At 70.4% G+C, this 24,040-nt stretch carries 22 protein-coding genes and 2 tRNA genes; 17 read left to right on the top strand and 7 right to left on the bottom strand.

The features are described from left to right. Positions 1-11 precede the first annotated feature (11 nt). Positions 12-269 carry a mycoredoxin gene (locus ABZ910_RS10970; RefSeq protein ID WP_361361868.1) on the bottom strand — a complete coding sequence of 86 codons (258 nt, stop codon included), beginning with the start codon at positions 267-269 and terminating at the stop codon, positions 12-14. A gap of 219 nt (positions 270-488) precedes the next feature. Between ABZ910_RS10970 and ABZ910_RS10965 the strand changes: the two genes are divergently transcribed. The 5 genes from ABZ910_RS10965 (at position 489) to ABZ910_RS10945 (ending at position 4,379) form a co-directional block, all read left to right on the top strand. Beyond that, entirely contained in the window at positions 489-2,687 is a 2,199-nt protein-coding gene (locus ABZ910_RS10965; RefSeq protein ID WP_361361866.1) for an ATP-dependent DNA helicase UvrD2, read from the top strand. 164 nt (positions 2,688-2,851) lie between these two features. Further along, on the top strand, positions 2,852-3,172 hold the full coding sequence (locus tag ABZ910_RS10960) for a hypothetical protein (RefSeq protein ID WP_361361864.1): 321 nt from the start codon (positions 2,852-2,854) through the stop codon (positions 3,170-3,172). A 172-nt stretch (positions 3,173-3,344) separates the two neighbouring features. Next, entirely contained in the window at positions 3,345-3,713 is a 369-nt protein-coding gene (locus ABZ910_RS10955) for a WhiB family transcriptional regulator (protein WP_361361862.1), read from the top strand. Beyond that, positions 3,710-4,033 (top strand): hypothetical protein, encoded by a 324-nt coding sequence (locus ABZ910_RS10950; protein ID WP_361361860.1) that lies wholly within the window; start codon positions 3,710-3,712, stop codon positions 4,031-4,033. The genes ABZ910_RS10955 and ABZ910_RS10950 overlap by 4 nt, the downstream gene beginning before the upstream one ends. Positions 4,034-4,169: 136 nt before the next feature. After that, positions 4,170-4,379 (top strand): hypothetical protein, encoded by a 210-nt coding sequence (locus tag ABZ910_RS10945; RefSeq protein WP_361361858.1) that lies wholly within the window; start codon positions 4,170-4,172, stop codon positions 4,377-4,379. A gap of 16 nt (positions 4,380-4,395) precedes the next feature. On the opposite strand, the gene ABZ910_RS10940 is transcribed toward ABZ910_RS10945, so the two are convergent. Both ABZ910_RS10940 and ABZ910_RS10935 read right to left on the bottom strand, forming a co-directional pair. After that, positions 4,396-5,775, bottom strand: a complete 1,380-nt coding sequence (locus ABZ910_RS10940; RefSeq protein ID WP_361361856.1) for an AarF/ABC1/UbiB kinase family protein — start codon at positions 5,773-5,775, stop codon at positions 4,396-4,398. Beyond that, complete coding sequence (locus tag ABZ910_RS10935) at positions 5,768-6,982, bottom strand: TOMM precursor leader peptide-binding protein (protein WP_361361854.1); 1,215 nt, start codon at positions 6,980-6,982, stop codon at positions 5,768-5,770. The genes ABZ910_RS10940 and ABZ910_RS10935 overlap by 8 nt, the downstream gene beginning before the upstream one ends. A gap of 234 nt (positions 6,983-7,216) precedes the next feature. Between ABZ910_RS10935 and ABZ910_RS10930 the strand changes: the two genes are divergently transcribed. The 4 genes from ABZ910_RS10930 (at position 7,217) to ABZ910_RS10915 (ending at position 11,145) form a co-directional block, all read left to right on the top strand. Next, positions 7,217-7,813: a M48 family metallopeptidase gene (locus tag ABZ910_RS10930; protein WP_361361852.1), complete on the top strand. Its 597-nt coding sequence runs from the start codon at positions 7,217-7,219 to the stop codon at positions 7,811-7,813. A 200-nt stretch (positions 7,814-8,013) separates the two neighbouring features. Continuing rightward, positions 8,014-9,681, top strand: coding sequence for a TerD family protein (locus tag ABZ910_RS10925; protein ID WP_361361850.1), 1,668 nt, complete (start codon positions 8,014-8,016; stop codon positions 9,679-9,681). An 11-nt stretch (positions 9,682-9,692) separates the two neighbouring features. Further along, positions 9,693-10,373, top strand: coding sequence for an AIM24 family protein (locus tag ABZ910_RS10920; RefSeq protein ID WP_361361848.1), 681 nt, complete (start codon positions 9,693-9,695; stop codon positions 10,371-10,373). A gap of 16 nt (positions 10,374-10,389) precedes the next feature. Then, positions 10,390-11,145 carry an AIM24 family protein gene (locus ABZ910_RS10915; RefSeq protein WP_361361846.1) on the top strand — a complete coding sequence of 252 codons (756 nt, stop codon included), beginning with the start codon at positions 10,390-10,392 and terminating at the stop codon, positions 11,143-11,145. Positions 11,146-11,233: 88 nt separating this feature from the next. On the opposite strand, the gene ABZ910_RS10910 is transcribed toward ABZ910_RS10915, so the two are convergent. Both ABZ910_RS10910 and ABZ910_RS10905 read right to left on the bottom strand, forming a co-directional pair. Beyond that, positions 11,234-11,755, bottom strand: a complete 522-nt coding sequence (locus ABZ910_RS10910; RefSeq protein WP_361361844.1) for an NUDIX hydrolase — start codon at positions 11,753-11,755, stop codon at positions 11,234-11,236. Then, positions 11,752-13,215: a zinc-dependent metalloprotease gene (locus ABZ910_RS10905; protein WP_361361842.1), complete on the bottom strand. Its 1,464-nt coding sequence runs from the start codon at positions 13,213-13,215 to the stop codon at positions 11,752-11,754. The genes ABZ910_RS10910 and ABZ910_RS10905 overlap by 4 nt, the downstream gene beginning before the upstream one ends. A gap of 190 nt (positions 13,216-13,405) precedes the next feature. On the opposite strand from ABZ910_RS10905, the gene ABZ910_RS10900 reads away from it, so the two are divergent. The 3 genes from ABZ910_RS10900 to ABZ910_RS10890 all read left to right on the top strand — a co-directional run bounded on the left by ABZ910_RS10900 (position 13,406) and on the right by ABZ910_RS10890 (position 16,739). Continuing rightward, positions 13,406-14,521, top strand: a complete 1,116-nt coding sequence (locus ABZ910_RS10900; protein WP_361361840.1) for an SDR family oxidoreductase — start codon at positions 13,406-13,408, stop codon at positions 14,519-14,521. A 297-nt stretch (positions 14,522-14,818) separates the two neighbouring features. After that, entirely contained in the window at positions 14,819-15,280 is a 462-nt protein-coding gene (locus tag ABZ910_RS10895; protein WP_361361838.1) for a molybdenum cofactor biosynthesis protein MoaE, read from the top strand. 361 nt (positions 15,281-15,641) lie between these two features. Next, a complete protein-coding gene (locus ABZ910_RS10890; protein ID WP_361361836.1) occupies positions 15,642-16,739 on the top strand; it encodes a PDZ domain-containing protein in 1,098 nt (365 codons plus the stop codon). A gap of 108 nt (positions 16,740-16,847) precedes the next feature. Here ABZ910_RS10890 and ABZ910_RS10885 read toward each other — a convergent pair whose 3' ends face one another. Then, positions 16,848-17,393 carry a PPA1309 family protein gene (locus ABZ910_RS10885; RefSeq protein WP_361361834.1) on the bottom strand — a complete coding sequence of 182 codons (546 nt, stop codon included), beginning with the start codon at positions 17,391-17,393 and terminating at the stop codon, positions 16,848-16,850. Positions 17,394-17,578: 185 nt separating this feature from the next. Between ABZ910_RS10885 and ABZ910_RS10880 the strand changes: the two genes are divergently transcribed. The 4 genes from ABZ910_RS10880 (at position 17,579) to ABZ910_RS10865 (ending at position 23,085) form a co-directional block, all read left to right on the top strand. Continuing rightward, entirely contained in the window at positions 17,579-20,482 is a 2,904-nt protein-coding gene (locus ABZ910_RS10880) for a UPF0182 family protein (RefSeq protein ID WP_361362255.1), read from the top strand. A 62-nt stretch (positions 20,483-20,544) separates the two neighbouring features. After that, positions 20,545-20,618 (top strand) — tRNA-Met (locus tag ABZ910_RS10875). A 216-nt stretch (positions 20,619-20,834) separates the two neighbouring features. After that, a complete protein-coding gene (locus tag ABZ910_RS10870) occupies positions 20,835-22,703 on the top strand; it encodes a tetratricopeptide repeat protein (RefSeq protein WP_361361832.1) in 1,869 nt (622 codons plus the stop codon). 308 nt (positions 22,704-23,011) lie between these two features. Beyond that, positions 23,012-23,085: transfer RNA gene (locus tag ABZ910_RS10865), tRNA-Met, on the top strand. A 128-nt stretch (positions 23,086-23,213) separates the two neighbouring features. On the opposite strand, the gene ABZ910_RS10860 is transcribed toward ABZ910_RS10865, so the two are convergent. After that, positions 23,214-23,630: a Fur family transcriptional regulator gene (locus tag ABZ910_RS10860; RefSeq protein WP_361361830.1), complete on the bottom strand. Its 417-nt coding sequence runs from the start codon at positions 23,628-23,630 to the stop codon at positions 23,214-23,216. 144 nt (positions 23,631-23,774) lie between these two features. Between ABZ910_RS10860 and ABZ910_RS10855 the strand changes: the two genes are divergently transcribed. Next, the coding region (locus ABZ910_RS10855) for a catalase (RefSeq protein ID WP_361361828.1) at positions 23,775-24,040 on the top strand (266 nt) is incomplete at its 3' end.

Below are 24,040 nucleotides of genomic sequence, written 5' to 3'. Positions count from 1 at the left end.
CGTTTCGGGCGTCAGGCGCCGAGCGCCTGCCTCACCTGGGCGAGGCTCGGGTTCGTCATCACGACCTCGGTTCCACCACCGGCGGGAACGACCTGAACGGTCGGCACGGTCTGGTTTCCGCCGTTCGCCTTCTCCACGAACGCGGCCGACGCCGGGTCCTGCTCGATGTTGATCTCGGTGTACGCGATGCCCTCCCGGTCCAGCTGGCTCTTCAGCCGACGGCAGTAGCCACACCAAGTCGTGCTGTACATCGTCACAGTGCCCTGCATGTCTCTCGCGCTCCTTAGACGGCCGGAGGATCCGTTGGATCGGTGGTTCCAGGGGAGGAACGCACGCGACCCGGTCACCATTCCCGGCGAGGAACCCGGCGGACGCCCTCGCCTCGGAATGTGCCTCGGAACGTGACGCCTGCCGCATTGGTACGACTGGGAGGCCTCGCCTGTGGACAACCGGCGCAGCCGTCTCCGGCGACCTGGCAGCATGGCCATGTGACAGCAGCAACGCACTCCACCCTCTTCCCGCGGGTACCGGACTCGGCCGACGCGGTGCTCGATGGGCTCGACCCCGAGCAGCGCGAGGTGGCCACCGCCCTGCACGGCCCGGTGTGCGTGCTGGCCGGCGCCGGTACGGGCAAGACACGGGCGATCACCCACCGCATCGCCTACGGCGTGCGCGCCGGGATCCTCCAGCCGTCCAGCGTGCTCGCCGTCACCTTCACCAACCGCGCGGCCGGCGAGATGCGCGGCCGGCTGCGTCAGCTCGGCGCCCAGGGGGTCCAGGCCCGCACCTTCCACTCGGCGGCGCTGCGCCAGCTCCAGTACTTCTGGCCGAAAGCGATCGGCGGTGGCATGCCCCGCCTCGTCGACCGCAAGATCCAGCTCGTCGCGGACGCGGCCGCCGCCTGCCGGATCCGACTCGACCGGGGTGAGCTGCGCGACGTCACCGCCGAGATCGAGTGGTCCAAGGTCACCCAGACCGTCCCGGCCGACTACGCGCTCGCGGCGGTGAAGGCAGGCCGCGAGGCCCCCCGCGATCCCGCGGAGATCGCCCAGCTCTACTCCGCCTACGAGGACCTCAAGCGCGACCGCGCGGTCATCGACTTCGAGGATGTCCTGCTGCTGACCGTCGCGGTCCTCCAGGACCGCCATGACATCGCCGAGCAGGTCCGTTCCCAGTACCAGCACTTCGTGGTCGACGAGTACCAGGACGTCAGCCCCCTCCAGCAGCGCCTGCTGGAGCTGTGGCTCGGCGACCGGGACAGCCTGTGCGTCGTCGGGGACGCCAGCCAGACGATCTACTCGTTCACCGGGGCCACCCCCGACCACCTCCTCGACTTCCGCACCCGCCACCCCGGTGCCACCGTCGTGAAGCTGGTCCGCGACTACCGCTCCACCCCCCAGGTGGTCCGCCTCGCCAACGGGCTGCTCGCCCAGGCGCACGGCCGCGCCGCCGACCACCGCCTGGAGCTGGTCTCCCAGCGCGCCGCCGGTCCCGAACCCGTCTACGCCGAGTACACCGACGAGCCCGCCGAGGCCGAAGGGGCCGCCCGCCGCATCCGTGAGCTCATCGACTCGGGCGTCCCGGCGGGCGAGATCGCCATCCTGTTCCGCACCAACTCCCAGTCGGAGACCTACGAGCAGGCCCTCGCCGACGCCGGAGTCCCCTATCAGCTGCGCGGCGCCGAGCGGTTCTTCGACCGCCCCGAGATCCGCAAGGCGGGCATCGCCCTGCGCGGCGCGGCCCGCTTCGGCGGCAACGACGCGCTCCTGAACGACGCCGTGGACCTGCCGTCCGAGGTGCGTGCGATCCTGTCGGCGGAGGGGTGGACCCCCGAGCCGCCGGCCGGCTCCGGCGCCGTCAGAGAGCGCTGGGAATCCCTGGCCGCCCTGGTCAGCCTCGCCCACGACTTCGCGGCGGCGAGACCCGAGGCGACCTTGAGCGACTTCGTCGCCGAGCTGGACGAGCGGGCGAACGCCCAGCACGCTCCCACCGTCCAGGGCGTCACCCTCGCCTCGCTGCACTCGGCCAAGGGCCTGGAGTGGGACGTCGTCTTCCTGGTCGGCATCGCCGAGGGCATGATGCCGATCACCTACGCCAAGACCGACGAGCAGGTAGAGGAAGAACGCCGCCTCCTCTATGTCGGAGTGACCCGCGCGCGGGAGCGGCTGCACGTGTCCTGGGCCCTCTCCCGGTCCCCGGGCGGCCGCGCGAGCCGTCGTCCCAGCCGTTTCCTCGACGGCCTGCGTCCCGGCTCCGCGTCCACCGCCGGCCGCTCGGGCGCGAGCGCGTCCGGGGGCGTCGAGCGCGGCTTCGCGACTGGTACCAGAGCCGTGGCGCCCCGGCGCACCCAGCGGACCCCGGCCCGCTGCCGGGTCTGCGGCCGCAGCCTCACCGACGCCGGCGAGATGAAACTGATGCGCTGTGAGGACTGTCCCTCCGACATGGACGAGGGGCTGTACGAGCGGTTGCGCGAGTGGCGCGCGGACCAGGCCCGGCGCACCGGACAGCCGGCGTTCTGTGTATTCACGGACAGGACGCTGATGGCCATCGCCGAGGCAGCCCCCGACGACGACGCCGAACTGGCCCGCATCCCCGGCGTCGGAGTGCGCAAACTCGGCCGCTACGGAGCCGACGTTCTGGCCCTCTGCGCAGGCCGGGAAGTCGGAGGAGCCGGTGACGGCAACTGATGCCAACTCGTCGAAAAAATAGTTTGCGCATGCCCCGGGAATCCCCATAGGTTCTAGGCACGGGAACGGCGGCCTTCTCGAAGGCCCTGATTCCGTGTTGTACTTGCATATCCGAACGGGCTGGCTCACCCCAGTCCCCGAAGCGCCGAGAGGAGGCGAGCCCAATGATCAGCATCACGACCAGCACCATCTGCACCGCCAAAGTGACCGATCGTCCGGCCGTCTCCACGTGCATGCTCGGCGCCTCGAACCCGGCCACCGGTCTGTCCGGCATTCGTGCCGCGCGTCCGGCGTCCTCCCTTTCCCTCGCGGGTCTTCCCATCCGTGAGCGCAATGAGCGACCGACCAAGGCACTGGAAGCAGTAGCGGCACAGGCGCATGCCTATGCCTTTACGGCGGCCGGTGCCGGATTCCGGAAGCAGGCGACGCAGCACCACCTGATGTGGGCCTTCCGTGGGCCAGAATCCTGGAGTGATCCAGCCTGATCGCCGATCAGGCCGGCGCCTTCAGGGCCGCGGAACCCCACCCGGGATCCGCGGCCCTTCTGTTTTCCCCGAACGGGGCGACGGAGCGAAGGGGCCTCGGGACAAGAAAAGAACCCGGTACCAGCCGACATCCGGTCAACCGGCCGGAACGACCAGACGAGGAAGACGAACCGTGCAACTCGAAGCGCACGCCCCGTCCGTACCGCCTTCCGAAACGATCCCCCTGCCCGGTCTCACGGAGGACTCCGCCTTGACCCCGCTCACCGCGCTCAGCGCGCTCGACGACGCCATCGAGAACCTCGGCGTACCCGTCCCCTGCCGCTCCTACGACCCCGAGGTCTTCTTCGCGGAGTCGCCGGCGGACGTCGAGTACGCCAAGTCCCTCTGCCGCACCTGCCCGCTGGTCGAGGCCTGCCTCGCCGGTGCCAGGGAGCGGCGTGAGCCCTGGGGCGTCTGGGGTGGCGAACTGTTCGTCCAGGGCGTCGTCGTCGCCCGGAAGCGGCCGCGTGGCCGCCCGCGCAAGAACCCGGTCACGGCATGAACACCCCGGGAACGATCGACAGCCCCCTCACGTACGACCCCAAGAAGCAGGCCCCGATGAAGCCGTCCGCCAGCGAGCCCGAAGGCTCCGCAACTCCAGACGTGACCACCACCGGCGCGACCGACTCGCGTCAGAACAGGACCCGAGAGATGCAACTCATCCCAGAAGCCCTGGCTCGTGCGCATATGCGCGACCGGCTGCAGGACGCCGAGCGGGAGAGCCGGGCCCTGCGCCTGGCGACCGCCCGCCGGATGCAGCGCCGGGCCGAGCGCGCCTCGCTGCGCGCCCGCCGAGCGCTCGCCATGGCGGTCATGCAGTAACCGGTCATACCTGAGGCGAGTGCCTCCCGGCTCCGGGAGGCGGTGGCTGCCCGCGGGGGCCGGTCCGTGTGAACGGACCGGCCCCCGCGGTGCGTTGTGGCCACCGAACCGACGATGCCGGAGTTATCGTCACCGAGTGACGAGTCTTTCCGGAGACAGTGACCGCGGCGGCCGCACCGCCGAGCCCGGCCCCCTCGTGTGCGCCCGCTGCGGCACTCGGGGCGAGAGCCCACAACCCACCTGGCTCTGTTCCGTGGAGAACGGCGTGCGTCGCTACTTCTGTGACGCCTGCGCCCGCGAGAACCTCAGGGCGATCGAGGGGCGGCTGGACTCGGCCTGGTGGTGAGGTACGGCGCCCGAGGTCATGCCTCTGCCGCCGACTCGCCCTCCTCCAGCTCCTCCAGCGCCTCCTCGGGAACGAAGCCCGGCAGCCACCCCTCCAGCTCCTCGCGCAGCCGTACCGTGGCCCCCAGCTGGCACAGGACCCCGATGGTGCTCAGGGTCACGCGGTGGATCAGGAGGTAGGCCGGGGGGAGGTTGAGTTTTTTGCCCAGCTGGTAGGCGGGGGAGCGGGGGTCGGCGATGCGAGTGGCCTGGCTGCGCATCCAGGAGCGGGTGAAGGTGAACTCGTCCACGCGGGCCGGCTCGATGATCGGCAGGAGGTAGTCGAGCACCGAGTCCGGGTCCAGCTCTATGGATTCCTTGACGAAGCCCTCGTCGCGCAGCAGGGCGTAGACCCCGTCGGCGTCGCCGTCGAGCGCCATGCGCAGGGAGTACCCGATCGGCGTCGGCAGACCACCGGGCAGGCGGTCGACCGTGCCGAAGTCCAGGACACCCAGGCGCCAGATGTCCTCGCTGTCCGGGGCGCCGGGAAGCAGCCGGAAGTTGCCCGGGTGAGGGTCGGCGTGCAGAAGGCCGGTGCGGGCCGGGCCCGAGAAGAGGAAGCGGGCCAGGAGCTGGCCGGCCCAGTCGCGCTGCTCCTCCGTGCCGTCCGCGATGACCTCCGAGAGAGGGATCCCGTCGATCCACTCCGTGACCAGCACCTGGTCGCACTGGTGCACCACGGCCGGGACCACCACGTCGGGGTCGTCCGCGAACTCCTCCGCGTGCACCTGCTGAGCCTGGGCCTCCAGGTCGTAGTCCAGCTCTTCGGAGACGCGGTCGCGGAGCTCGGCGATGAGCGGCTTGATGTCCATGCCGGGGATGAGCGGGCCCAACAAGCGGGCAAAACGACTCAGTTGGTTGAGATCGGACAGCAGGGCCTCGCCCGCCCCCGGGTACTGCACCTTGACGGCCACCTCGCGGCCGTCGTGCCACACCGCCCGGTGCACCTGTCCGATCGAGGCCGCCGCGGCGGGCTTGTCCTCGAATTCCAGGAACAGGTCCCGCCAGTCCTCTCCGAGCCGTTCCTCCAGCACCGAGTGGACGGTGCTGGTCGGCATCGGGGGTGCGGCCTCCTGAAGCTTGGTCAGGGCGGCCCGGTAGGGTCCCGCGATCTCCTCGGGCAGCGCCGACTCGAAGACCGAAAGCGCCTGACCGAGTTTCATCGCACCCCCCTTCAACTCGCCGAGGACCTTGAACAGCTGGTCCGCCGTGCGCTGTTGAAGCTCGCGGCCGACGATCTCCGCCGACTCGCCGACGATCCGCTTTCCCAGCCCCCAGGTCGCCCGGCCCGCGAAGCCGAGCGGTAGCGCGGCGAGTTTGGCGGTACGGGTGACCGCCTTCCGGGGAAGATCAGACATGCGCCCTCCAAGTCCCAGCCGGCCGCGCCGCGTCTGCCGTGCTTGGTCGCTCCGTCGACGGCCGATGATCCGTCATTGTCTCTTGTGGCTCCGCGTTCGTTGAGCAGTGTTCCCCGTTACGTCTCTCCGTGGCTCCGCAGGGGCATGCCGGGTGCGGCCAGACCGGCCGCGTGTGCCAGTCGAGACCCGGCAGGGAGGCCTCCCAGCGCACGCCCGCGCTGGACGGCGGTTCCCCGTCGAGGAAGGCGAGGGCGTGCGCCGCCGCCAGCCCCGCGACGGTCGTCGCCAGTGCCAGGTCGCAGGGCCCCACCTGCCGCGCCTTCCCGGAGCGCCATTGCGCGACCAGGCGTGGCCAGGCCGGATCCCGGTCCGTGCGGTCCTGCTGCAGACAGCCGGCGCAACCCGTCTCGCCCGGCAGGACGAGTGGACCCACGATGCCGGTTCCCTCCACAACGCCGGTGTAAAGGTGGGGTGTTCCGGCGGCCATGAGAGTGTCGGCCGTGGACGGGTCGGGGGCGTGCACCATGACGTCGTCCCGTGGGGCGAGGATCACCAGCGACAGGCCCACGTCACCGGTGTCGGACGGCAACGCCCGTCCGCGGCGGGGCGGGTGGTCCGGTGCGGCCCGGCGGACGGCCTGCCGTGCGGCCTCGTCCCTGCGGTCGCCGACGGACTCGGACGGCAGCCCGCCCGGCGCGACGTCCCACGGCTCCACGCAGCCTCCGTCGCGCACGTCGACCTCGCCGACCCCGGCGCCCGACAGCAGCGAGGCCAGCACGGCACCGACCCGGCCCGCTCCCCTCACCTGGACGCGCAGGGAGCGCCGGGCCGCCAGGCGGCTCATCGCGCCGCCCGGTTCCGACGTGATCAGAGAGAGCGACGCCAGATCGGGGCGCAGCCGGTCCAGTACGTCCTTCCTCTTGCGCAGGGTGTCGGCTGCCAGGCCGCCTCCCTGGGCGTCGTCCAGCAGGCCGGCTCCCGTCAACCGGCGCACCAGCGCGTCGACATGGCCGTCGGGCAGGTGCATCCTGCGGCCTTCCTCGCGCAGGAGCGGAAGCCCCCGTGTGCCGTTGAGCAGGTCCAGGAAACTGCCCGTCGCCGTGTCCATCGGGCCGAGCGTCAGCGCATGCGCCGGGCTCATCCCGAACTGCACGGTGTTGAGGTCACGCCAGCCGCGCCGCAGCGCAGGTTTCACCATCGGATGCACGACAAGCCCCCGTTGACTCGGACAACTCGAACCACTCCGGATTTCGCTGGTCAGTCGGAGGAACCGGTCACGCCCCGCCGACGAATGCCAGCATGCCCGGTGCGGCGAACGGGCGCCGAAAGTTGTCCACAGGCCACAGGGATTCGTCGTACAAATCAGACGCCTGGTGGGGGATCGGCACCGAACCGTCCCGGACCCGGGACTTCCCCTGTGTGCAGCGGGTAACGTCGGGGCGTGCCCGCCGACCCACTGCACCGCGCCGGAAAGCCACAGCGCAGCACGATGAGCCAGCCGCCGAGCGGCTCGCGGGCGAGCGCGATCGAGGTCCGCAGAAGCGCCCGGCGCCGCCGGACGGTCTCCGCGTACCGCGAGGGCGATCGCACCGTCGTACTGATCCCTGCCCGGATGTCCGAGGCCGAGGAGCAGCGCTGGGTGACCGTCATGCTCGACAAGCTGGCCGCGCAGGAGAGCAAGCGGGTGCTGGGCGATGCCGAGCTGGCCGAGCGTGCCCAGCGGCTGTCGGACCAGTACCTGGAGGGCCGGGCCCGGCCCGTGTCCGTGCGCTGGGTCACCAACCAGAACACGCGCTGGGGTTCGTGCACCCCGGCCGAGGGCAGCATCCGGCTCTCCCACCGGCTGCAGGGAATGCCCGACTACGTCGTCGACTACGTGCTCTGCCACGAGCTCGCGCATCTGCTGGTCCCCGGGCACGGGCCCCGCTTCTGGCAGTTGCTGGAGGCGTACCCGCGCACCGAGCGGGCCCGCGGCTACCTCGAAGGTGTGGTCGCCGCCGAACGGCTGCCCTATGTGCCGGGCGCGCGTACTGAGTGACACGTTCCCGACGGGGAGTCTCCTGCACCCGAAGTGAAGCCTCCTGCACCCGAGGTGGAGCCTGCCGCTCCGCTGGAAGGCGGTGGGATGCGGGTCTGTGCCGTTGTGTACCGGGTCTGTACCGGACACGTCCGGTGTCAGGGTTTGCGGTTAGCCTGGCGCGACGTAATTGCATTCGGGATGGGGGACGGTCGTCACGCATGACCAGGGAATTCCAACGCGGCCACAAGGCCAGGATCAGTGATCTCACCGCGGGTACGGACCTGTACGTAGGCGTGCAGATCTCCGCCCCCGGACTGGGTTTCGACATCAGCTGCTTCGGTCTCGACGCCGACGAACGCCTCTCGGACGACCGGTACTTCGTCTTCTTCAACCAGCCGAAGTCCCCTGAGGAGGCCGTCCAACTGCTGGGCGCCCAGGCGGGTGACACGGAGTCCTTCCGTGTCACGCTCGACAGGATCCCGCCGCAGATCCACAAGCTGTCGTTCACCGCGACCATCGACGGCGCCGGGCAGATGTCGCAGATCGGCCCCGGGTACATCCGCATCGTGGCCGGCGGCGAGGAGGTGGCCCGGTACGCCTTCGACGGCTCGGAGTTCCCCACCGAACGGGCCGTGATGCTGGGCGACTTCTACCGGAAGGACGTATGGCGGTTCGCGGCGGTCGGCCAGGGCTTCGACGGCGGACTCGACGCACTGCTGAAGAACTTCGGGGGCGAGGTCCTCGAAGAGGAGACGCCTGCCCCGCAGCAGCCTCGGCCCGCCGCCGCACCGGGCTTCGCCCCACCCGCGTTCGCCGTCCCGGCCACTCCCGCGACGACCCCCACTCCCGTGACGGCCCCCACGCCCACACCGGCTCCCGAGCCCCAGGGCTTCGCGTCGCCGGGAGCCCCCCATGCACCCCAGCCCCCGGCGACCGCGCCCACCCTGCACGGCGCGCCGACCGTCACCGCACCCATGCCTCCGGCCGCCGGTGGCACGGCGCCTCCTCCGCCTCCGCCCCCGGCGCCCGCGCCCTACGGTCAGCCCCAGCCGTCGTACGGCGGCCCGCCCGCCCCCGCCAGTGCGCCGTTGCCGCCCGGCTACGGTCAGCCCCCGGCGCCGCAGGCCCCGCCACCGCCCGGCTACGGCCAGCAGCTGCTGCTCGGGCAGATCCCCGGCCAGCAGGGCGCCGCCTACGGAGTGCCGCAGGGAACGCCCCAGGCCGGTGCCGGTGTGACGGCCGCGCTCCAGTTGTTCAAGGAGACGCCCACCGGGCAGCGCTGGACGCAGCAGAACGCGAAGCTCATGCGCGTCGACCTCGGCATCGGCGGGCAGCCTGTGCTGGCCCGGCAGGGCAGCATGGTGCTCTACCAGGGCAAGGTCGACTTCGCTTACAAGGGCGCCGGATTCGCCGGGCGGATCGTGGGCAACGTGACCGGCCAGGAGATGCAGCTGATGCGCTGCACCGGCCAGGGCCAGGTGTTCTTCGCCGAGGACGCCACGCACCTGCACCCGGTCGAGCTCCAGGGCGACGCGATCTGCGTCTCCGCCGAGAACGTCCTCGCCTTCGATGAGAGCCTGCGGTACGAGGTCCGCCGCATCGAGGGACACGGCATCCCTGGAGGCGCCGTGTTCACGATGCAGTTCCAGGGCACGGGCACGATCGTCGTCAAGACGCACGGCACGCCCGTCGTGCTGCCCGTCACGCCGACGACCTTCGCCGACTGCAACGCGGTGGTGGCCTGGTCGGCCGCCTCCCAGGTGATCGTCTCCAGCCAGGTGCGGATGCGTCGCAACGCCTACCCGGGCGACACCGGAGAGAGCGTCAACCTGCAGTTCCGGGGCGCACCCGGCAACTTCATCGTCGTCCAGCCGTGCGAGGTCTGAGGGAGCCCGTCATGAACCAGTCGCTCACGGGCCACGCCCCTGCACCCGTCACCGCCCGGATGGAGAACCACGGCAACAACATGCTGAAGGTCGCCCTGCAGACCGGAAGCGATCTCTACGCGCGCGTGGGGTCGATGGTCGCCTACGAGGGCTTCATCCAGTACGAACCCAACCCGCCGGCCGTGCGCCAGATCGCCCGCGACTGGATGACCGGCGAGGGCGCGCCCCTGATGAAGTGCTCCGGCGACGGCCTGCTCTACCTCGCCGACTACGGCGCCGACGTCGTTGTGGTCAACCTCGACGGCGACGGCATCTCCGTCAACGCCACCAACCTGCTCGCCTTCGACGCCCACCTGACCTGGGGCGTGGAGCGGGTCAAGGGGCTGGCGAAGTTCGCCGGACAGGGGCTGTGGAACACCCGGATCTCCGGGCAGGGCTGGGTCGCCCTGACCTCCCGGGGCACGCCGATCGTCGTCGACTGCGGCGGTGGCGAGGACGAGACATACGTCGATCCGGACGCGCTCGTCGCCTGGTCGCCGAACCTCAAGGTGAAGGGCAAGCGCAGCTTCAAGGCGCAGTCGCTGATCGGCCGGGGCAGCGGCGAGGCCTACCAGATGGCCTTCTCCGGTCAGGGCATCGTCGTCGTCCAGCCCAGCGAGGACAGCACCGACCGTCTCCGGGTCCGGGGCTGAGGGGGAGTCAAGTCACATGCAGAGCCCGCTTTTCGCCTTCAACGACTCGCAGAGTCAGGAGCGTTACAGCCTGCAGAACAAGCAGATGCTGCGCGTCGTCCTGGAGGGACACGACGACTTCCTCGCCCGCAAGGGCACGATGGTCGCCTACCAGGGACTCGTGGAGTTCGACGCCGAGTACCGCACGAACAGCCAGGCACGCGCGCATGCTTACACCGGCGAGGGCCTGGACCTGATGCGCTGTCACGGGCAGGGTACGGTCTACCTCGCCAACCTCGCCCAGCACGTCCACGTGATGGACGTGGAACAGGACGGCCTGACGGTCGACAGCGCCTACGTCCTCGCCATGGACTCATCGCTGCATCACGAGGTGATCGCCGTCGACAGCCAGTACGGCATCTCGGGTTCGGGGAAGTACCAGCTCAACATCACCGGCCGCGGCAAGGTCGCCCTGATGACGTCGGGTGCGCCGCTGCTGATGCAGGTCACACCCGACAGGTACGTCAACTGCGACGCCGACGCGATCGTCGCCTGGTCCACCGGGCTGCGGGTGCAGATGCAGGCCCAGACGCACTCCTCCGGCGTGTGGCGGCGCCGCGGCGACACCGGTGAGGGCTGGGAGCTCAGCTTCATGGGCAGCGGCTTCGCGCTCGTCCAGCCCAGCGAGCTGCTGCCGCCGCAGAACGCTCAGATCGGTTCGGGCCTGGCCGCGCAGTACGGGATGGGCCAGCACGGGGCGTACGGGCAGAACCAGGGCAACGTCTGGAGTTGAGCGTCCGGCAAGCCGACGTAAGGGTGCCCGCCATCGACGGGCACCTCTTACAGAGAGGCTGCGGTCACAGGCGATGCGAAGACCGCGGTCACAGGCGCGCGCGGGTCGCTTCCAGCAGTCGTACGACCGACTCGTCGGCCACGTCCGGCACCTCGTCGTACGCGAACCAGCGCAGGTCGAGCGACTCGTCGCTGATCGCGTGGGCCGCGTCCCGCGGCGCCAGGGCCGCGTACTGGACGTCGAAGTGCCAGTGGCAGGGCGCGGGGATCGGATGCCGGTCCAGGCGCACCGGGCCGCCCGGGAGCAGGGTCAGGCCCGGGATGCCGGACTCCTCCGTCGCCTCGCGCAGGGCCGCCGCCGCGATCGAGGCGTCCTCGGGCTCGCAGTGCCCGCCCATCTGGAGCCACATCCGCAGCTTCTTGTGGAGGGTCAGCAGCACCCGGCCGCGCTCGGGGTCGATCACCAGGGCGCTGGAGGTGAGGTGACCCGCGTGGCAGGCCTTCCACATGCCGTCGGGGTGGGCCGCGAGGTGGTCGAGGTAGTCCTGGCACAGCTCGGGCTGGTCCTCGTACTCCTTCAGGACGAGGATCGCGTCGTCGTACAGGCTCACTCGGTGCCGTCGCTCTTGTCGTCGTCGTTCTTCGTGTCGTCGTTCTTCGTGTCGCCCTTGCGCAGGTCCGGCTTCTCGCCGGAACCGCCCGCCGCCTCGCCGAGCATCTTGTCGAGCTCGGAGAAGTCCAGCTGCTCGCGGTGCACGAAGCCGTCGGGGTCGTCCAGGTCGGTGGCCGTCGGCAGCATGTCCGGGTGGGCCCACAGGGCGTCCCGCCCGTCGACACCGCGCGCGTCCGTGAGCGAGGCCCACAGACGGGAGGCGTCGCGCAGCCGGCGCGGGCGCAGCTCCAGGCCGATCAGCGTGGCGAACGTCTGCTCGGCCGGACCACCCGAGGCGCGGCGGCGGCGCAGCGTCTCGCGCAGAGCGTCGGCGGAGGACAGACGCGGCTTCGCGGCCGCGTGGACCACCGCGTCGACCCAGCCCTCGACCAGCGCCAGAGCCGTCTCCAGACGGGCCAGGGCGGCCTTCTGCTCGGGCGTGTCCTCGGGCTGGAACATGCCCTGCTGGAGGGCGTCCTGCAGCTGCTCCGGGTTCTGCGGGTCGAACTGGCCGACCACGTCCTCCAGCTTGGCCGTGTCGACCTTGATCCCGCGCGCGTACCCGTCGACCGCGCCGAACAGGTGCGAGCGCAGCCACGGCACGTGCGCGAAGAGGCGCTGGTGGGCCGCCTCGCGCAGGGCCAGGTAGAGCCGCACCTCCTCGATCGGGACACCGAGGTCCTTGCCGAACGTCTCGATGTTCACCGGCAGCAGCGCGGCCTTGCCGGCCGGGCCGAGCGGCAGGCCGATGTCGGTCGAGCCGACGACCTCGCCCGCGAGCACGCCGACGGCCTGCCCGATCTGCGTACCGAACATGGCGCCGCCCATCGAGCGCATCATGCCGATCAGCGGGCCCGCCATGGCCTGCATCTCCTCCGGCAGGACGTCGCCCATGGCCGCGCCGACGCGCTCGGCGACCGGGTCGACGAGCTCCTTCCACGCCGGCAGGGTCGCCTCGACCCACTCCGCGCGGGACCACGCCACCGCGGAGCCGGAGCCGGACGGCAGGGACGTCGCGTCGTCCAGCCACAGGTCGGCCAGGCGGACGGCCTCCTCGACCGCGGTGCGCTCGGCGGGGCCGACGCTCGCGTCCTTGACGCCGTCCTGGGTGCCCTGGGAGACCGTCTGGCGGGCGATCTGCTTGGCCATGTCCCAGTTCACCGGGCCGCCCTCGAAGGAGAGCATCTGGCCCAGCTGCTGGAAGGCGGCGCCCAGGTCGGTGGGGTTCAGTGAACCGAACATGGCAGCGAGCGGATTGTCGGCGCCGGGGCCGCCAGGGCCGCCGAATCCGGGCAAGCCGAATCCGAACGGGTTGGCCGGGTCCTGACCACCACCGCTCTGCTGGTCCTTCTTCTTGCCCTCGTCGCCGTTCTCCGGCTCCTCCGGCGGAAGGCCGAATCCGAATGGGGTGTCACTCACGGGGTTCCTCGGCTGGTAAGGCCACCGGATCTTCCGGCGGCGCGGCTGCCCGACAACACCACCCAGCGTAGACACCCGGACCCGATCGGGCCTCGGTGCTTCGCCGACACTTGGCCTGCGGCAGGATGGAGCCACCTGGTACGGGCGCGTCACGCGCACCCGTACTGAAGACAACCTCTGGAGACGCCCGGTGAGTTCCCCAGATCCACAGGTTCGCGCAGCGCGAAACCAGTCAACCCCTCCCACGGTGCGCGGGCCGGTCGTCGCGGTCACCGGGGCAGCGACCGGGATCGGCGCGCTGCTCACCGAGCGCCTTGCCGCGTCCGAGGAGGTCAAACAGGTCGTCGCCATCGACGAGCGGCGCGGGGAGTGCGCCGAGGCGCAGTGGCACATCCTCGACGTACGGGACCCGGCGATCGCGGAGAAGCTGCGGGGCGCGGACGTCGTGGTGCACCTGGCGCTCGACCTGGACCTGGAGACCGACCCGGCGGCCCGTACGGCGTACAACGTGCGTGGGACGCAGACGGTGCTGACCGCGGCCGCCGCGGCCGGGGTGCACCGCGTCGTGCTGTGCACCTCCGCGATGGTGTACGGAGCGTTTCCGGACAACGAGCTGCCGCTGTCGGAGGACGCGGAACTGCGGGCCACGGCCGAGGCCACGGGCGTCGGCGACCTGCTGGAGATCGAGCGGCTGGCGCGCCGGGCGCCGCGGGCGCACCCCGGCCTGAACGTCACCGTGGTCCGGCCGGCCGTGCTCGTCGGAGGCGGCACCGACACCGCGCTGACCAGGTATTTCGAGTCACCTCGGCTGCTTGTCGTCGCCGGGTCGCGGCCTGCTTGGCAGTTCTGTCACGTCGAGGATCTGTGCGGGGCTCTGGAGTACGCCGTCCTGGAGAAGGCCGACGGGGAGCTGGCCGTCGGGTGTGACGGCTGGCTGGAACAGGAGGAGGTCGAGGAGCTCAGCGGGATCCGGCGGATGGAGCTGCCGTCGGCGGTCGCGCTGGGCGCGGCGGCGCGGCTGCACCGCATCGGGCTCACCCCGTCGCCGGCCGGGGACCTGGCGTACACGATGTACCCCTGGGTGGTCAGCGGGAGCAGGCTGCACGACGCCGGGTGGCGGCCGCGCTGGACCAACGAGGAGGTCCTCGCCGAGCTGCTGGAGGAGGTCTCCGGACGGCACACGGTCGCGGGACGCCGGCTCGGTCGCAAGGACGCGACGGCGGCCGGGGCCGCCGGTGCGACGGTCGCGCTGCTGGGTGCGGCCGCGGTGGTACGGCGGGCCCGGAAGGCGCGGCGGCGCATCTGAGCGCGGATGTCCTGGTCGCGCACGCGCGCCCGCGGGAGCAGTGGATCTTCCGGGCACGCGCGCGTGCCCGTGGGGAAGTGGATGCTCTGATCACGCACACGTGCTCGTGAGAGAGCGGATCCCGAGACCATGCACACGCGCCCGGCGCGGGAGCGGGCGTCCTGAGCACGCACGCGTACCCGCGGGGCGAACTACGTGGCTACGAGAACTACGCGCACTACTCCGAACGGGTAAGCGCCAGTGCCCGCGCAGAAGGCGGCGTTTCGCGTTGTCAGTGGGGTGCGGCACGATGGACGCATGGCACACACGAACGACCATCCCGGTGAGCGGGCGGCGCAGGATCCCATCAGGCTGATCGGCATCCGCGACACCGCGCTCTCCGTGGACGAGGTGTTCCGGCTGGTGGGGGACGAGTCGGCCGGAGGCATCGCGCTGTTCGTGGGGACCGTGCGGAACCACGACTCGGGCGCCGACGTCGACGCGCTCGGCTACTCGTGCCACCCCAGCGCAGAGGCCGAGATGCGACGGGTCGCCGAGAAGGTCGTCGCCGACTATCCGGTACGGGCCCTGGCCGCCGTGCACCGGGTGGGGGACCTGCGCGTCGGGGATCTCGCCGTCGTCGTCGCGGTGGCCTGTCCGCACCGGGGTGAGGCATTCGAGGCCTGCCGGAAGCTGATCGACGATCTCAAGCACGAAGTGCCGATCTGGAAGCACCAGAAGTTCTCCGACGGCACGGAGGAGTGGGTCGGCGCCTGCTGAGCGGAGCCGAGTCCCTCCGGTTGTGTGGCCGACCCCCGGTTGCGTAACCGCACCCCTGACGTGAGCGTTGTCAGTGCGGCTGGTTAATCTGCTGATCAGTCAGTCGCAGACGCTCATGGGGTTGGGAGGTCGGCATGGCGGCGCTCGTCTGGTTGCTCATTCCGTTTATGGCCGCGATAGGCGCGGGCCTGTGGGGAAGTTGGGCCAACCGGACCCGGAAGACACGGGGCGACGGCCCCGAGCTCGACGGGTACGCACGGTTTTGTGAGGCCATGGAGAGGCCCCCGCACCAGCTTGTGAGCCGGGAGTGACGAGGGTGCCCTGACGGTGTGCTGACAGGGGCGTCCCGTACTGTCGAGACATGCCACGCCGCACCGCGACGATGCTCGCCTCCACCTTGATGCTGATCGCGCTCTTGTGCGCGGGAGTGCTCATCCCCGTGCCGTACGCGGAGATGTCCCCGGGGCCGACCGTGAACACGCTCGGGGACCACGCAGGCGAGCCGGTGCTGCAGATCTCCGGACACAAGACGTACGCGACCTCCGGACACCTCAACATGACCACGGTCCGGGTCACCAGCGCCGACTACCGGATGAACCTCGTCGAGACCGTCTACGGCTGGCTCGCGCACGACGACAAGGTCGTGCCGCACGACACGCTCTATCCGGACGGCAAGACCGAGGAGCAGTCCACCCAGGAGAACGCCGAGGAGTTCAGCCAGTCCCAGGAGAGCGCCAAGGTCGCCGCCCTGAAGGAGCTGGGCGTCCCGGTGAAGTCCTGGGTGATCGTCTCCACCGTCATCAAGGGCTCCCCGGCCCAGGGCAGGCTGCACGCCGGTGACGTGATCAAGGCCGTCGACGGCACGGCGGTCAAGCAGCCCTCCGACGTCGCGAAGCTGGTGACCAAGCACAAGCCCGGACAGGACGTCGTCTTCACGGTCGTCCCGGCCGGCGCGCAGGCCGCGGCCGAGAAGCAGCACAAGACGCCGACCAGAACCCGGGACGTCACCATCAGGACAAGGACGTCCGAGGACAGCGGGGCCAGGCGCGCCATCGTCGGGATCTCCGCCGGGACCGACCACACCTTCCCGTTCTCCATCGACATCAAGCTCGCCGACGTCGGCGGTCCGAGCGCGGGCCTGATGTTCGCGCTCGGCGTCTACGACAAGCTGACCCCGGGCAGCCTCACCGGCGGGAAGTTCGTCGCCGGCACGGGCACGATCGACGACGACGGCACCGTCGGGCCGATCGGTGGCATCGAGATGAAGACCGTCGGCGCGCGGGACAAGGGCGCCCAGTACTTCCTGACGCCGGCCGACAACTGCGCGGCGGCCGCCAAGGACACCCCGAGCGGGCTCACCCTCGTCAAGGTCAAGACCATGGGTGACGCCCTGGACGCCCTCAAGGACATCCGCAGCGGCGACACCGCTGCCCTGCCGAAGTGCACCACCAAGGGTTGACGCGCACGGCAGCAGCGGCATGGCCGGTACGAGGCTGGGGGCGCCCTCCCGAAGAGGGCGTCCCCAGTGCCGTGCAGGAGGACAACCGGCCGTAGGCCGGTGGATCGGTCAGTCCTCGAACGTCGCCGCCAGTGCCTGCGCGAGGCCCGGCACCAGGTCGGGGCCGGTGAGGACCTCCGTCGCGGAGTCCTTCTCGCGCAGTCGCAGCGCCGATTCGCGGGTGCCGTCGCGCAGGACCGCGACCGTCATGCGGACCTCCTGGCGCTCGGGGTGGGAGGCCACCCACTTCGTCAGCTTCGCCTCGTCCATCCCCTGCGGGACCTGGGCCTCGGCGGACGGCGGCAGCATCAGCCGCTCCACCGTGAGCGCGCAGCCGACCACCGGGTCGGGCCAGGCGATGGTGGCGAGGAACTCGTCGAGCGGCTTGTCCGCAGGGATCTCGTCCTGCTCGATGGGGGTGAGACCGGTGGTCTCCGCTTCTTCGTCGTGCAGGCCGAGCTGGGCCGCGAGGGCCGGTTCCTGAGCCCGCAGTCGGGCGGTGTCTACGAGGGCGAAGAGGCGAGCGGGCCGGCCCCAGCCGAGGCCGGAGGCGTACTCGTCGATCTCGAGTACGGCCCGGGTGAGCGGGTTCGCTGCCATGGGTGTGTTGGACATGGTCACAATCCTGCCTCGTTCATGGCCGGAATCGGGAACCGAGTAAACCGTGAGTAAGTTGCATAGGTGTGGGCCCGCGATGGGGGGCGCACCGGACGGTCCGCGGACAACCGGGCCTGACGCAACGACAGCTGACCAACAGCGAACCAACAGCGAACTTCGAGGTGCGCACCTTGGCTTTCCAGATGCCGGACCGCGGCGGAGGCCCCACGGGGCCGCGGATCAGAGTGGGCCGCCCGTCCCGGCGGGCTCGGACCCTGCTCATGACACTGGGCGTACTCGCCGTCCTCGGCATGGCCTTCACCATGTTCTCGGGTTTCTGGACGAACTGGCTGTGGTACCGGTCGGTGCACTACTCGTCCGTGTTCACCACCATGCTGTGGACCAAGATCGGGCTGTTCTTCGTCTTCGGTCTGCTGATGGCCGCCGCGGTCGGCTTCAACATCTGGCTCGCGCACCGCCTGCGGCCCCCGCTGAGCGCCATGTCCACGGAGCAGCAGAGCCTCGATCGCTACCGGATGGGCATCGCGCCGTACAAGAAGTGGCTGCTGCTCGGCATCACCGTCCTGGTGGGGCTGATCGCCGGCGCCTCGGCGGCGAGCCAGTGGCGCATCTGGCTGATGTGGGTCAACGGCGTGCCCTTCCACCAGAAGGACCCGCAGTTCCATCTCGACGTCGCCTTCTACGCGTTCGATCTTCCCTGGTACCGCTTCCTGCTCGGCTTCGGCTTCGCCGCCGTGATCCTGTCCGTGATCGCCGCCGCGCTGACGCACTACCTGTACGGCGGGCTGCGCGTCACCAGCCCGGGCGCGCGCGCCACGGCCGCGGCGACCGGTCATCTGTCCGTGCTCATCGGGATCTTCGTGGCCCTGAAGGCGGTCGCCTACTGGCTCGACCGGTACGGACTGGCCGTCAAATCAAGCGACTTCAAGGCGACCGGCAACTGGACCGGTCTGAGGTACGTCGACGCCAACGCCTATCTGCCCGCCAAGACGATCCTGTTCTGCATCGCCGTCATCTGCGCGCTGCTGTTCTTCGCCACCCTGTGGCGGCGCACCTGGCAACTGCCGGTCATCGGCTTCGGCCTGATGGTCCTCTCGGCGATCCTCATCGGCGGCCTGTACCCGGCCATCGTCCAGAAGTTCCAGGTCCAGCCCAACGAGCAGACCAAGGAAGCCCCGTACGTCCAGAAGAACCTCGCGGCGACCCGCGAGGCGTACGGCATCGACGCCGCCAAGGTCACCGAGTACCAGGGCACGAGCGACACCGGGAACAAGCCCAAGCTGCGCCACGACGTCGACGCCACGGCGAGCATCCGGATCATGGACCCGAACATCGTCTCGCCGACGTTCCAGCAGCTTCAGCAGATGCGGAACTACTACGGCTTCCCGACCAACCTCGACGTCGACCGGTACTCCACCAAGGAGGGCAAGGACCAGGACACGGTCATCGGTCTGCGGGAGCTGAACCTGGCCGGCATCCCGAAGAACAACTGGATCAACGACCACTTCCGTTACACCCACGGATTCGGTGCGGTCGCCGCCAAGGGCACCGAGGCCGACTCCGCGGGGCGCCCGGTCTTCACCGAGTACAACCTGCCGTCCAAGGGCGACCTGGGCACGTACCAGCAGCGGATCTACTACGGCGAGAAGACCACGACCTACTCGATCGTCGGCGGTCCGCAGAAGGAGATCGACTACTCCGAGGACAGCGGCGGGACCAGGACCACCAGCTATCGGGCCAAGAGCGGGGTCAACCTCGCGAGTCCGGTCAACCGGGCCGCGTACGCGGTGGCGTTCAACGAGCCGCAGATCCTCTACTCCGGCGCGATCGGCAAGGGTTCGCGGATTCTGTACAACCGCACGCCCAAGGAGCGCGTCGAGGCGGTCGCTCCCTGGCTGACCATCGACGGTGACGCCTACCCGGCGGTCGTGAACCACCGCATCCAGTGGATCGTCGACGCCTACACGACCACCAACGGATACCCGTACGCCTCGCGTACGACCCTCGGCGACACGACGGCCGACTCGCTGACCGCCACCAACAACTCGCGCGCGGTCGTGGCCCAGCAGAACCAGGTCAACTACATCCGCAACTCGGTGAAGGCGACCGTCGACGCGTACACCGGCAAGGTCACGCTCTACCAGTGGGACACCAAGGACCCGGTCCTGAAGACCTGGATGAAGTCCTTCCCCGGCTCGGTGAAGCCCCGCGCGGACATCTCGGGCTCGCTGATGGCTCATCTCCGGTACCCGCAGGACCTGTTCAAGGTCCAGCGCGAACTGCTCACCCGCTACCACGTGACGGACGCGCAGACCTTCCTGACCGGCAGCGAGGTGTGGCAGGTACCCAGCGACCCGACCAACAAGTCGGGCAACGCGGTGCCGCCGTACTACCTGAGTATGAGGATGTCCGACCAGAAGGCGCAGGCGTTCTCGCTGTCGACGACGTTCACGCCCAACGGCCGGGACAACCTCAGTGCCTTCATGACGGTCGACGCCGAGGCGGGCACCAGTGACTACGGCAAGATCAGAATCCTGAAGCTGCCGACGAGCACGACGGTCGACGGACCCAAGCAGGTCCAGAGCCAGTTCAACTCAGAACAGGACATCGCCGAGGCCATCAGGCTCCTCAAGGGCGGCGACTCCGAGGTCGAGTACGGCAACCTGCTGACCGTTCCGCTGGACGGTGGACTGCTGTACGTGGAGCCGGTCTACGTACGCGGAGGTGGACTCAAGTACCCGTTGCTGCGCAAGGTGTTGGTGACGTACGGCGGCAGGACCGCCTTCGAGGACACGCTCGACCAGGCGTTCAACAAGATCTTCGGGACCGAGGGGTCGACCACCACCCCGCCGGGCGCCGGCAACCCGCCGCCCGCCGGCAATCCGACGGTCCAGCAGGCGCTGCGGGACGCCCAGAAGGCGTTCGACGCGGGTCGGGACGCGCTGAAGAAGGGTGACTGGAACGCGTACGGCCGGGCGCAGAAGGACCTCGGGGACGCGCTGAAGAAGGCAGCGGAGGCGCAGTCCCAGGCCGAGAAGGCCGGCGGCAAGAACGGTGACAGGAGCAGCGGGAAGACCAGCGGGTAGAGCAGCGGACAGAGCGGCTGATCAAGGCCACCCCGAGCCGTGGTACTGTTACAGAGCAACGGCGCGGGGTGGAGCAGCTCGGTAGCTCGCTGGGCTCATAACCCAGAGGTCGCAGGTTCAAATCCTGTCCCCGCTACTCAATACGAAGGCCCGGATCCTCCAGGGATCCGGGCCTTCGTGATGTGCGCACGGGGGACGAACGCATGTGCCGGTGTGGGGGATCGCCGTGCCGCCGTGGGGAGTTGGCAGATCTGTGTTTGACTTGTCTCTCTGTGGGCATGTCGACAAAACGCTGAAGTGACCTCACGGGCTGCGGTATACCGGGTGTACCCAGGTTGCAGGTGGTGCGACGATGGATGTTATGGGGGACAAGGCAACTCTGTTGGAGACGGGGCGTTTTGCGCGGGTCGACGAATTCGTACGGCCCACCGCTGACTTCATGCGGCCTTCCGGCCGGGACGCGAGCGGCGAGGCCGACGAGGTCGCCGAAGCCGCCGCAGAGGAGGTACGTCAGCGGCTCGCCGCGGAGGCCGGCGACGTCGAGGCGATGAGCGTCCTCGGGGCCATGCTGCTGCGCCGCGGCGATCTCGACGGAGCCGAGCCCCATCTACGCGCTGCCACCGCCGCCGGTGACCGTGCCGCGGCCAACAACCTCGGTGTCCTCCTGCACCAGCGCGGTTACGCCGACGAGGCCGCCGGGTGGTGGCGGATCGCCGCCGTGGCGGGCTCCGTCGCGGCCGCGCACGCGCTCGGACGCCACCACCGCGAGCGCGGGGACGAACCGGCCGCCGAGTACTGGCTGCGCCAGTCCGCCGAGCAGGGGCACGTGCTCGGCGCGTACGCGCTCGCCGACCTGCTCGAACTCCGCGGGGACGCCGACGCCGAGCGATGGATGCGGGCCGCCGCCGAGCGGGGGCACCGGGAGGCGGCGTACCGGATGGCGCGCACACTGGACCGCACGGGCGGGCCCGAGGGGGACGCCAGGGACACCGACGACGGGGTGGGTGCCGCCGCGCCGGAGGAGGCCGAGCAGTGGTACCGGCAGGCCGCCGCGCGCGGGCACCGGCGGGCCGCGCTGCACCTCGGGGCGATCCTGGAGAAGCGGGGCGAGCTCAAGGAGGCCGGGCGCTGGTACCTGACCTCCGCCAAGGACGGCGAGGCGCGGGCCGCCTGCGCGCTCGGGTTCCTGCTGCGGGACGCCGGGGACACCGAGAGTGCGGCCGTGTGGTGGCTGCGGGCCGCGCAGGACGGCGACGGCAACGCGGCGAACGCCCTGGGCGCGCTGCACGCCCAGCGCGGGGAGACGCAGAGCGCCGAGCGGTGGTACCGGGCGGCGATGGAGGCCGGGGACGACAACGGGGCGTACAACCTCGCGCTGCTCTGCGCCGCGCAGAGGCGGACGGCCCAGGCCGAGCAGTGGTACCGGCGGGCCGCGTACGCCGGGCACCGGGAGGCGGCGAACGCGCTCGCGATCCTGTTGCTGCAGGTCGGCGACGCGGCGGGGGCGGAGCCGTGGTTCTCCAAGGCGGCCGAGGCGGGGAGCGTGGACGCCGCGTTCAACCTCGGCATCCTGTACGCCGGGCGGGGCGAGCACGCGGTCGCGCTGCGGTGCTACGAGCGTGCCGCGGCCGCCGGTCACACGGAGGCGGCGCTCCAGGTCGGGATCGCGCGGCTGCGCGAGCGCGACGACCGGGACGCCGAGCGGTATCTGCGGTGCGCGGCGGGTGCGGGGAGTGCGGAGGCGGCGTACCGGCTGGCCACGGTGCTCGACGCACGGCGGCCGGCGGCCTCCGAGCACGAGCTCGGGGAGTCGGCGCACGAGAAGACCGAGTGCGAGGAGTGGTACGAGCGGGCCGCCTCCCAGGGGCACCGGCGCGCGCAGGTGCGGGTCGGCATGCTGGCGGCGGCGAGGGGTGACGTGGTCGGGGCCGCCCGGTGGTACCGGGAGGCGGCCGAGGCCGGGTCGCGGAACGGGGCGTTCAATCTGGGGCTGCTGCTGGCCCGGGAGGGGAGCGAGCCGGAGGCCGCGGTGTGGTGGGCGCGGGCTGCTGACGCCGGGCACGGGCGGGCGGCGCTGCGGCTGGCCCTGGTCTACGCGCGTCGCGGAGAGCTGGCGGAGGGGCAGCGGTGGGCCGATCGGGCCGTGTCGCTCGGGCCGGCGGAGGTTGCCGAGCGGGCGGGGCGGTTGCGGGACGCTCTGCTGGAGGAACTCTCGGCGTGACCGCTGCGCTGGGCTTGGGCGGGATGCGTTTGCCCACCCACCCGCCCGACTCGGTTGGATGAGAGGTCCCCCCACCCTGGGGCTCCGCCCCAGACCCCGGCGGGGACTCCGTCCCCTGCACCCGTGGGCGGGCTTGGGCCGGGGCCCGGCGGGGGATGTCGTCCCTTGGGGGTCACGCGGGGCTGCGTTCCCTCCCTGCGTTCCCTCCCCTCGCGGGCGCTTCGGCCCTGCGATCCCATGGTGCTTCACGGGGATCGGTAAGCGATTTGCGTTTCTCCTCGGCGTTCACGTAGTGTTGCATTCATCGACGCGGGGTGGAGCAGCTCGGTAGCTCGCTGGGCTCATAACCCAGAGGTCGCAGGTTCAAATCCTGTCCCCGCTACTGAAGGTCTAGGGCCGGAATCCAGGAATGGGTTCCGGCCCTAGACGTATGTGTGTGCGTGCGGCGAAGGCCATAGCGAAGGCCCCGGCATCCGTCCTGGATGCCGGGGCCTTCGTCTGTTGCTCACGTCACGTTGATGCGCAATTCGGGCACACGCCCCGGTACGTCACCTCGACGTCCGACACCGTGAAGCCGAAGCGCTCCGTGTCGGGGAGGTCGGACATCGGGTTGCCGGTCGGGTGGACGTCGCGGATGGTGCCGCACTCGGCGCAGACCAGGTGGTGGTGCGGGCGGTGGGCGTTCGGGTCGTAACGCTTGGCTCTTCTGTCGGTGGAGACCTCGAGCACCTCGCCGAGGGAGACCAGCTCGCCCAGCGTGTTGTAGACGGTGGCCCGCGAGATCTCGGGCAGCTTGGTGACGGCCCGCGCATGGACCTCGTCGGCCGTCATGTGGACGTGCTCGCCGGCGAGGACCTCGGCCACGACGCGCCGCTGCGCGGTCATCCGCCATCCGCGGCCGCGCAGGCGTTCCAGAAGGTCACTCATGGAAACCAGCCTAACAGGAGAGTGTTCGTGTTCCGAATAGGTGTGACTTTGGAGGTCTGCTTGACTTAGATGCTGTCCAATGTAGGATCGAGCTCGGCTTTGGCCGAGTGACAGGATTTGCCAGGAAACACGCAGGAGGCGCACGTGACGCAGGGGCCGCTTACGACGGAGGCCGGTGCTCCGGTAGCCGACAACCAGAACAGCGAGACCGCGGGTGTCGGCGGCCCGGTGCTCGTCCAGGACCAGCTGCTCCTGGAGAAGCTCGCCCACTTCAACCGGGAGCGGATACCGGAGCGGGTGGTGCACGCCCGGGGCGCGGGGGCCTACGGCACGTTCACGGTGACCGCGGATGTCACCGCGTACACGCGGGCCGCGTTCCTCTCCGAGGTCGGCAAGCAGACGGAGACGTT

The sequence above is a fragment of the Streptomyces sp. NPDC046805 genome (assembly GCF_040645355.1).
In the GTDB taxonomy this organism is placed as follows: Bacteria; Actinomycetota; Actinomycetes; order Streptomycetales; family Streptomycetaceae; genus Streptomyces.
Note: the sequence above shows the minus strand (reverse complement) of the source record. Positions and strands in the feature narration are given on the sequence as shown.

Bases quoted from the DNA above. Each gene is read 5' to 3' on its own strand.
- ABZ910_RS10970 (WP_361361868.1), bottom strand. From the start codon at position 269: ATGCAGGGCACTGTGACGATGTACAGCACGACTTGGTGTGGCTACTGC.
- ABZ910_RS10960 (WP_361361864.1), top strand. From the start codon at position 2,852: ATGATCAGCATCACGACCAGCACCATCTGCACCGCCAAAGTGACCGAT.
- ABZ910_RS10950 (WP_361361860.1), top strand. From the start codon at position 3,710: ATGAACACCCCGGGAACGATCGACAGCCCCCTCACGTACGACCCCAAG.
- ABZ910_RS10940 (WP_361361856.1), bottom strand. From the start codon at position 5,775: ATGTCTGATCTTCCCCGGAAGGCGGTCACCCGTACCGCCAAACTCGCC.
- ABZ910_RS10925 (WP_361361850.1), top strand. From the start codon at position 8,014: ATGACCAGGGAATTCCAACGCGGCCACAAGGCCAGGATCAGTGATCTC.
- ABZ910_RS10920 (WP_361361848.1), top strand. From the start codon at position 9,693: ATGAACCAGTCGCTCACGGGCCACGCCCCTGCACCCGTCACCGCCCGG.
- ABZ910_RS10915 (WP_361361846.1), top strand. From the start codon at position 10,390: ATGCAGAGCCCGCTTTTCGCCTTCAACGACTCGCAGAGTCAGGAGCGT.
- ABZ910_RS10895 (WP_361361838.1), top strand. From the start codon at position 14,819: ATGGCACACACGAACGACCATCCCGGTGAGCGGGCGGCGCAGGATCCC.
- ABZ910_RS10890 (WP_361361836.1), top strand. From the start codon at position 15,642: ATGCCACGCCGCACCGCGACGATGCTCGCCTCCACCTTGATGCTGATC.
- ABZ910_RS10885 (WP_361361834.1), bottom strand. From the start codon at position 17,393: ATGTCCAACACACCCATGGCAGCGAACCCGCTCACCCGGGCCGTACTC.
- ABZ910_RS10880 (WP_361362255.1), top strand. From the start codon at position 17,579: ATGCCGGACCGCGGCGGAGGCCCCACGGGGCCGCGGATCAGAGTGGGC.
- ABZ910_RS10870 (WP_361361832.1), top strand. From the start codon at position 20,835: ATGGATGTTATGGGGGACAAGGCAACTCTGTTGGAGACGGGGCGTTTT.
- ABZ910_RS10860 (WP_361361830.1), bottom strand. From the start codon at position 23,630: ATGAGTGACCTTCTGGAACGCCTGCGCGGCCGCGGATGGCGGATGACC.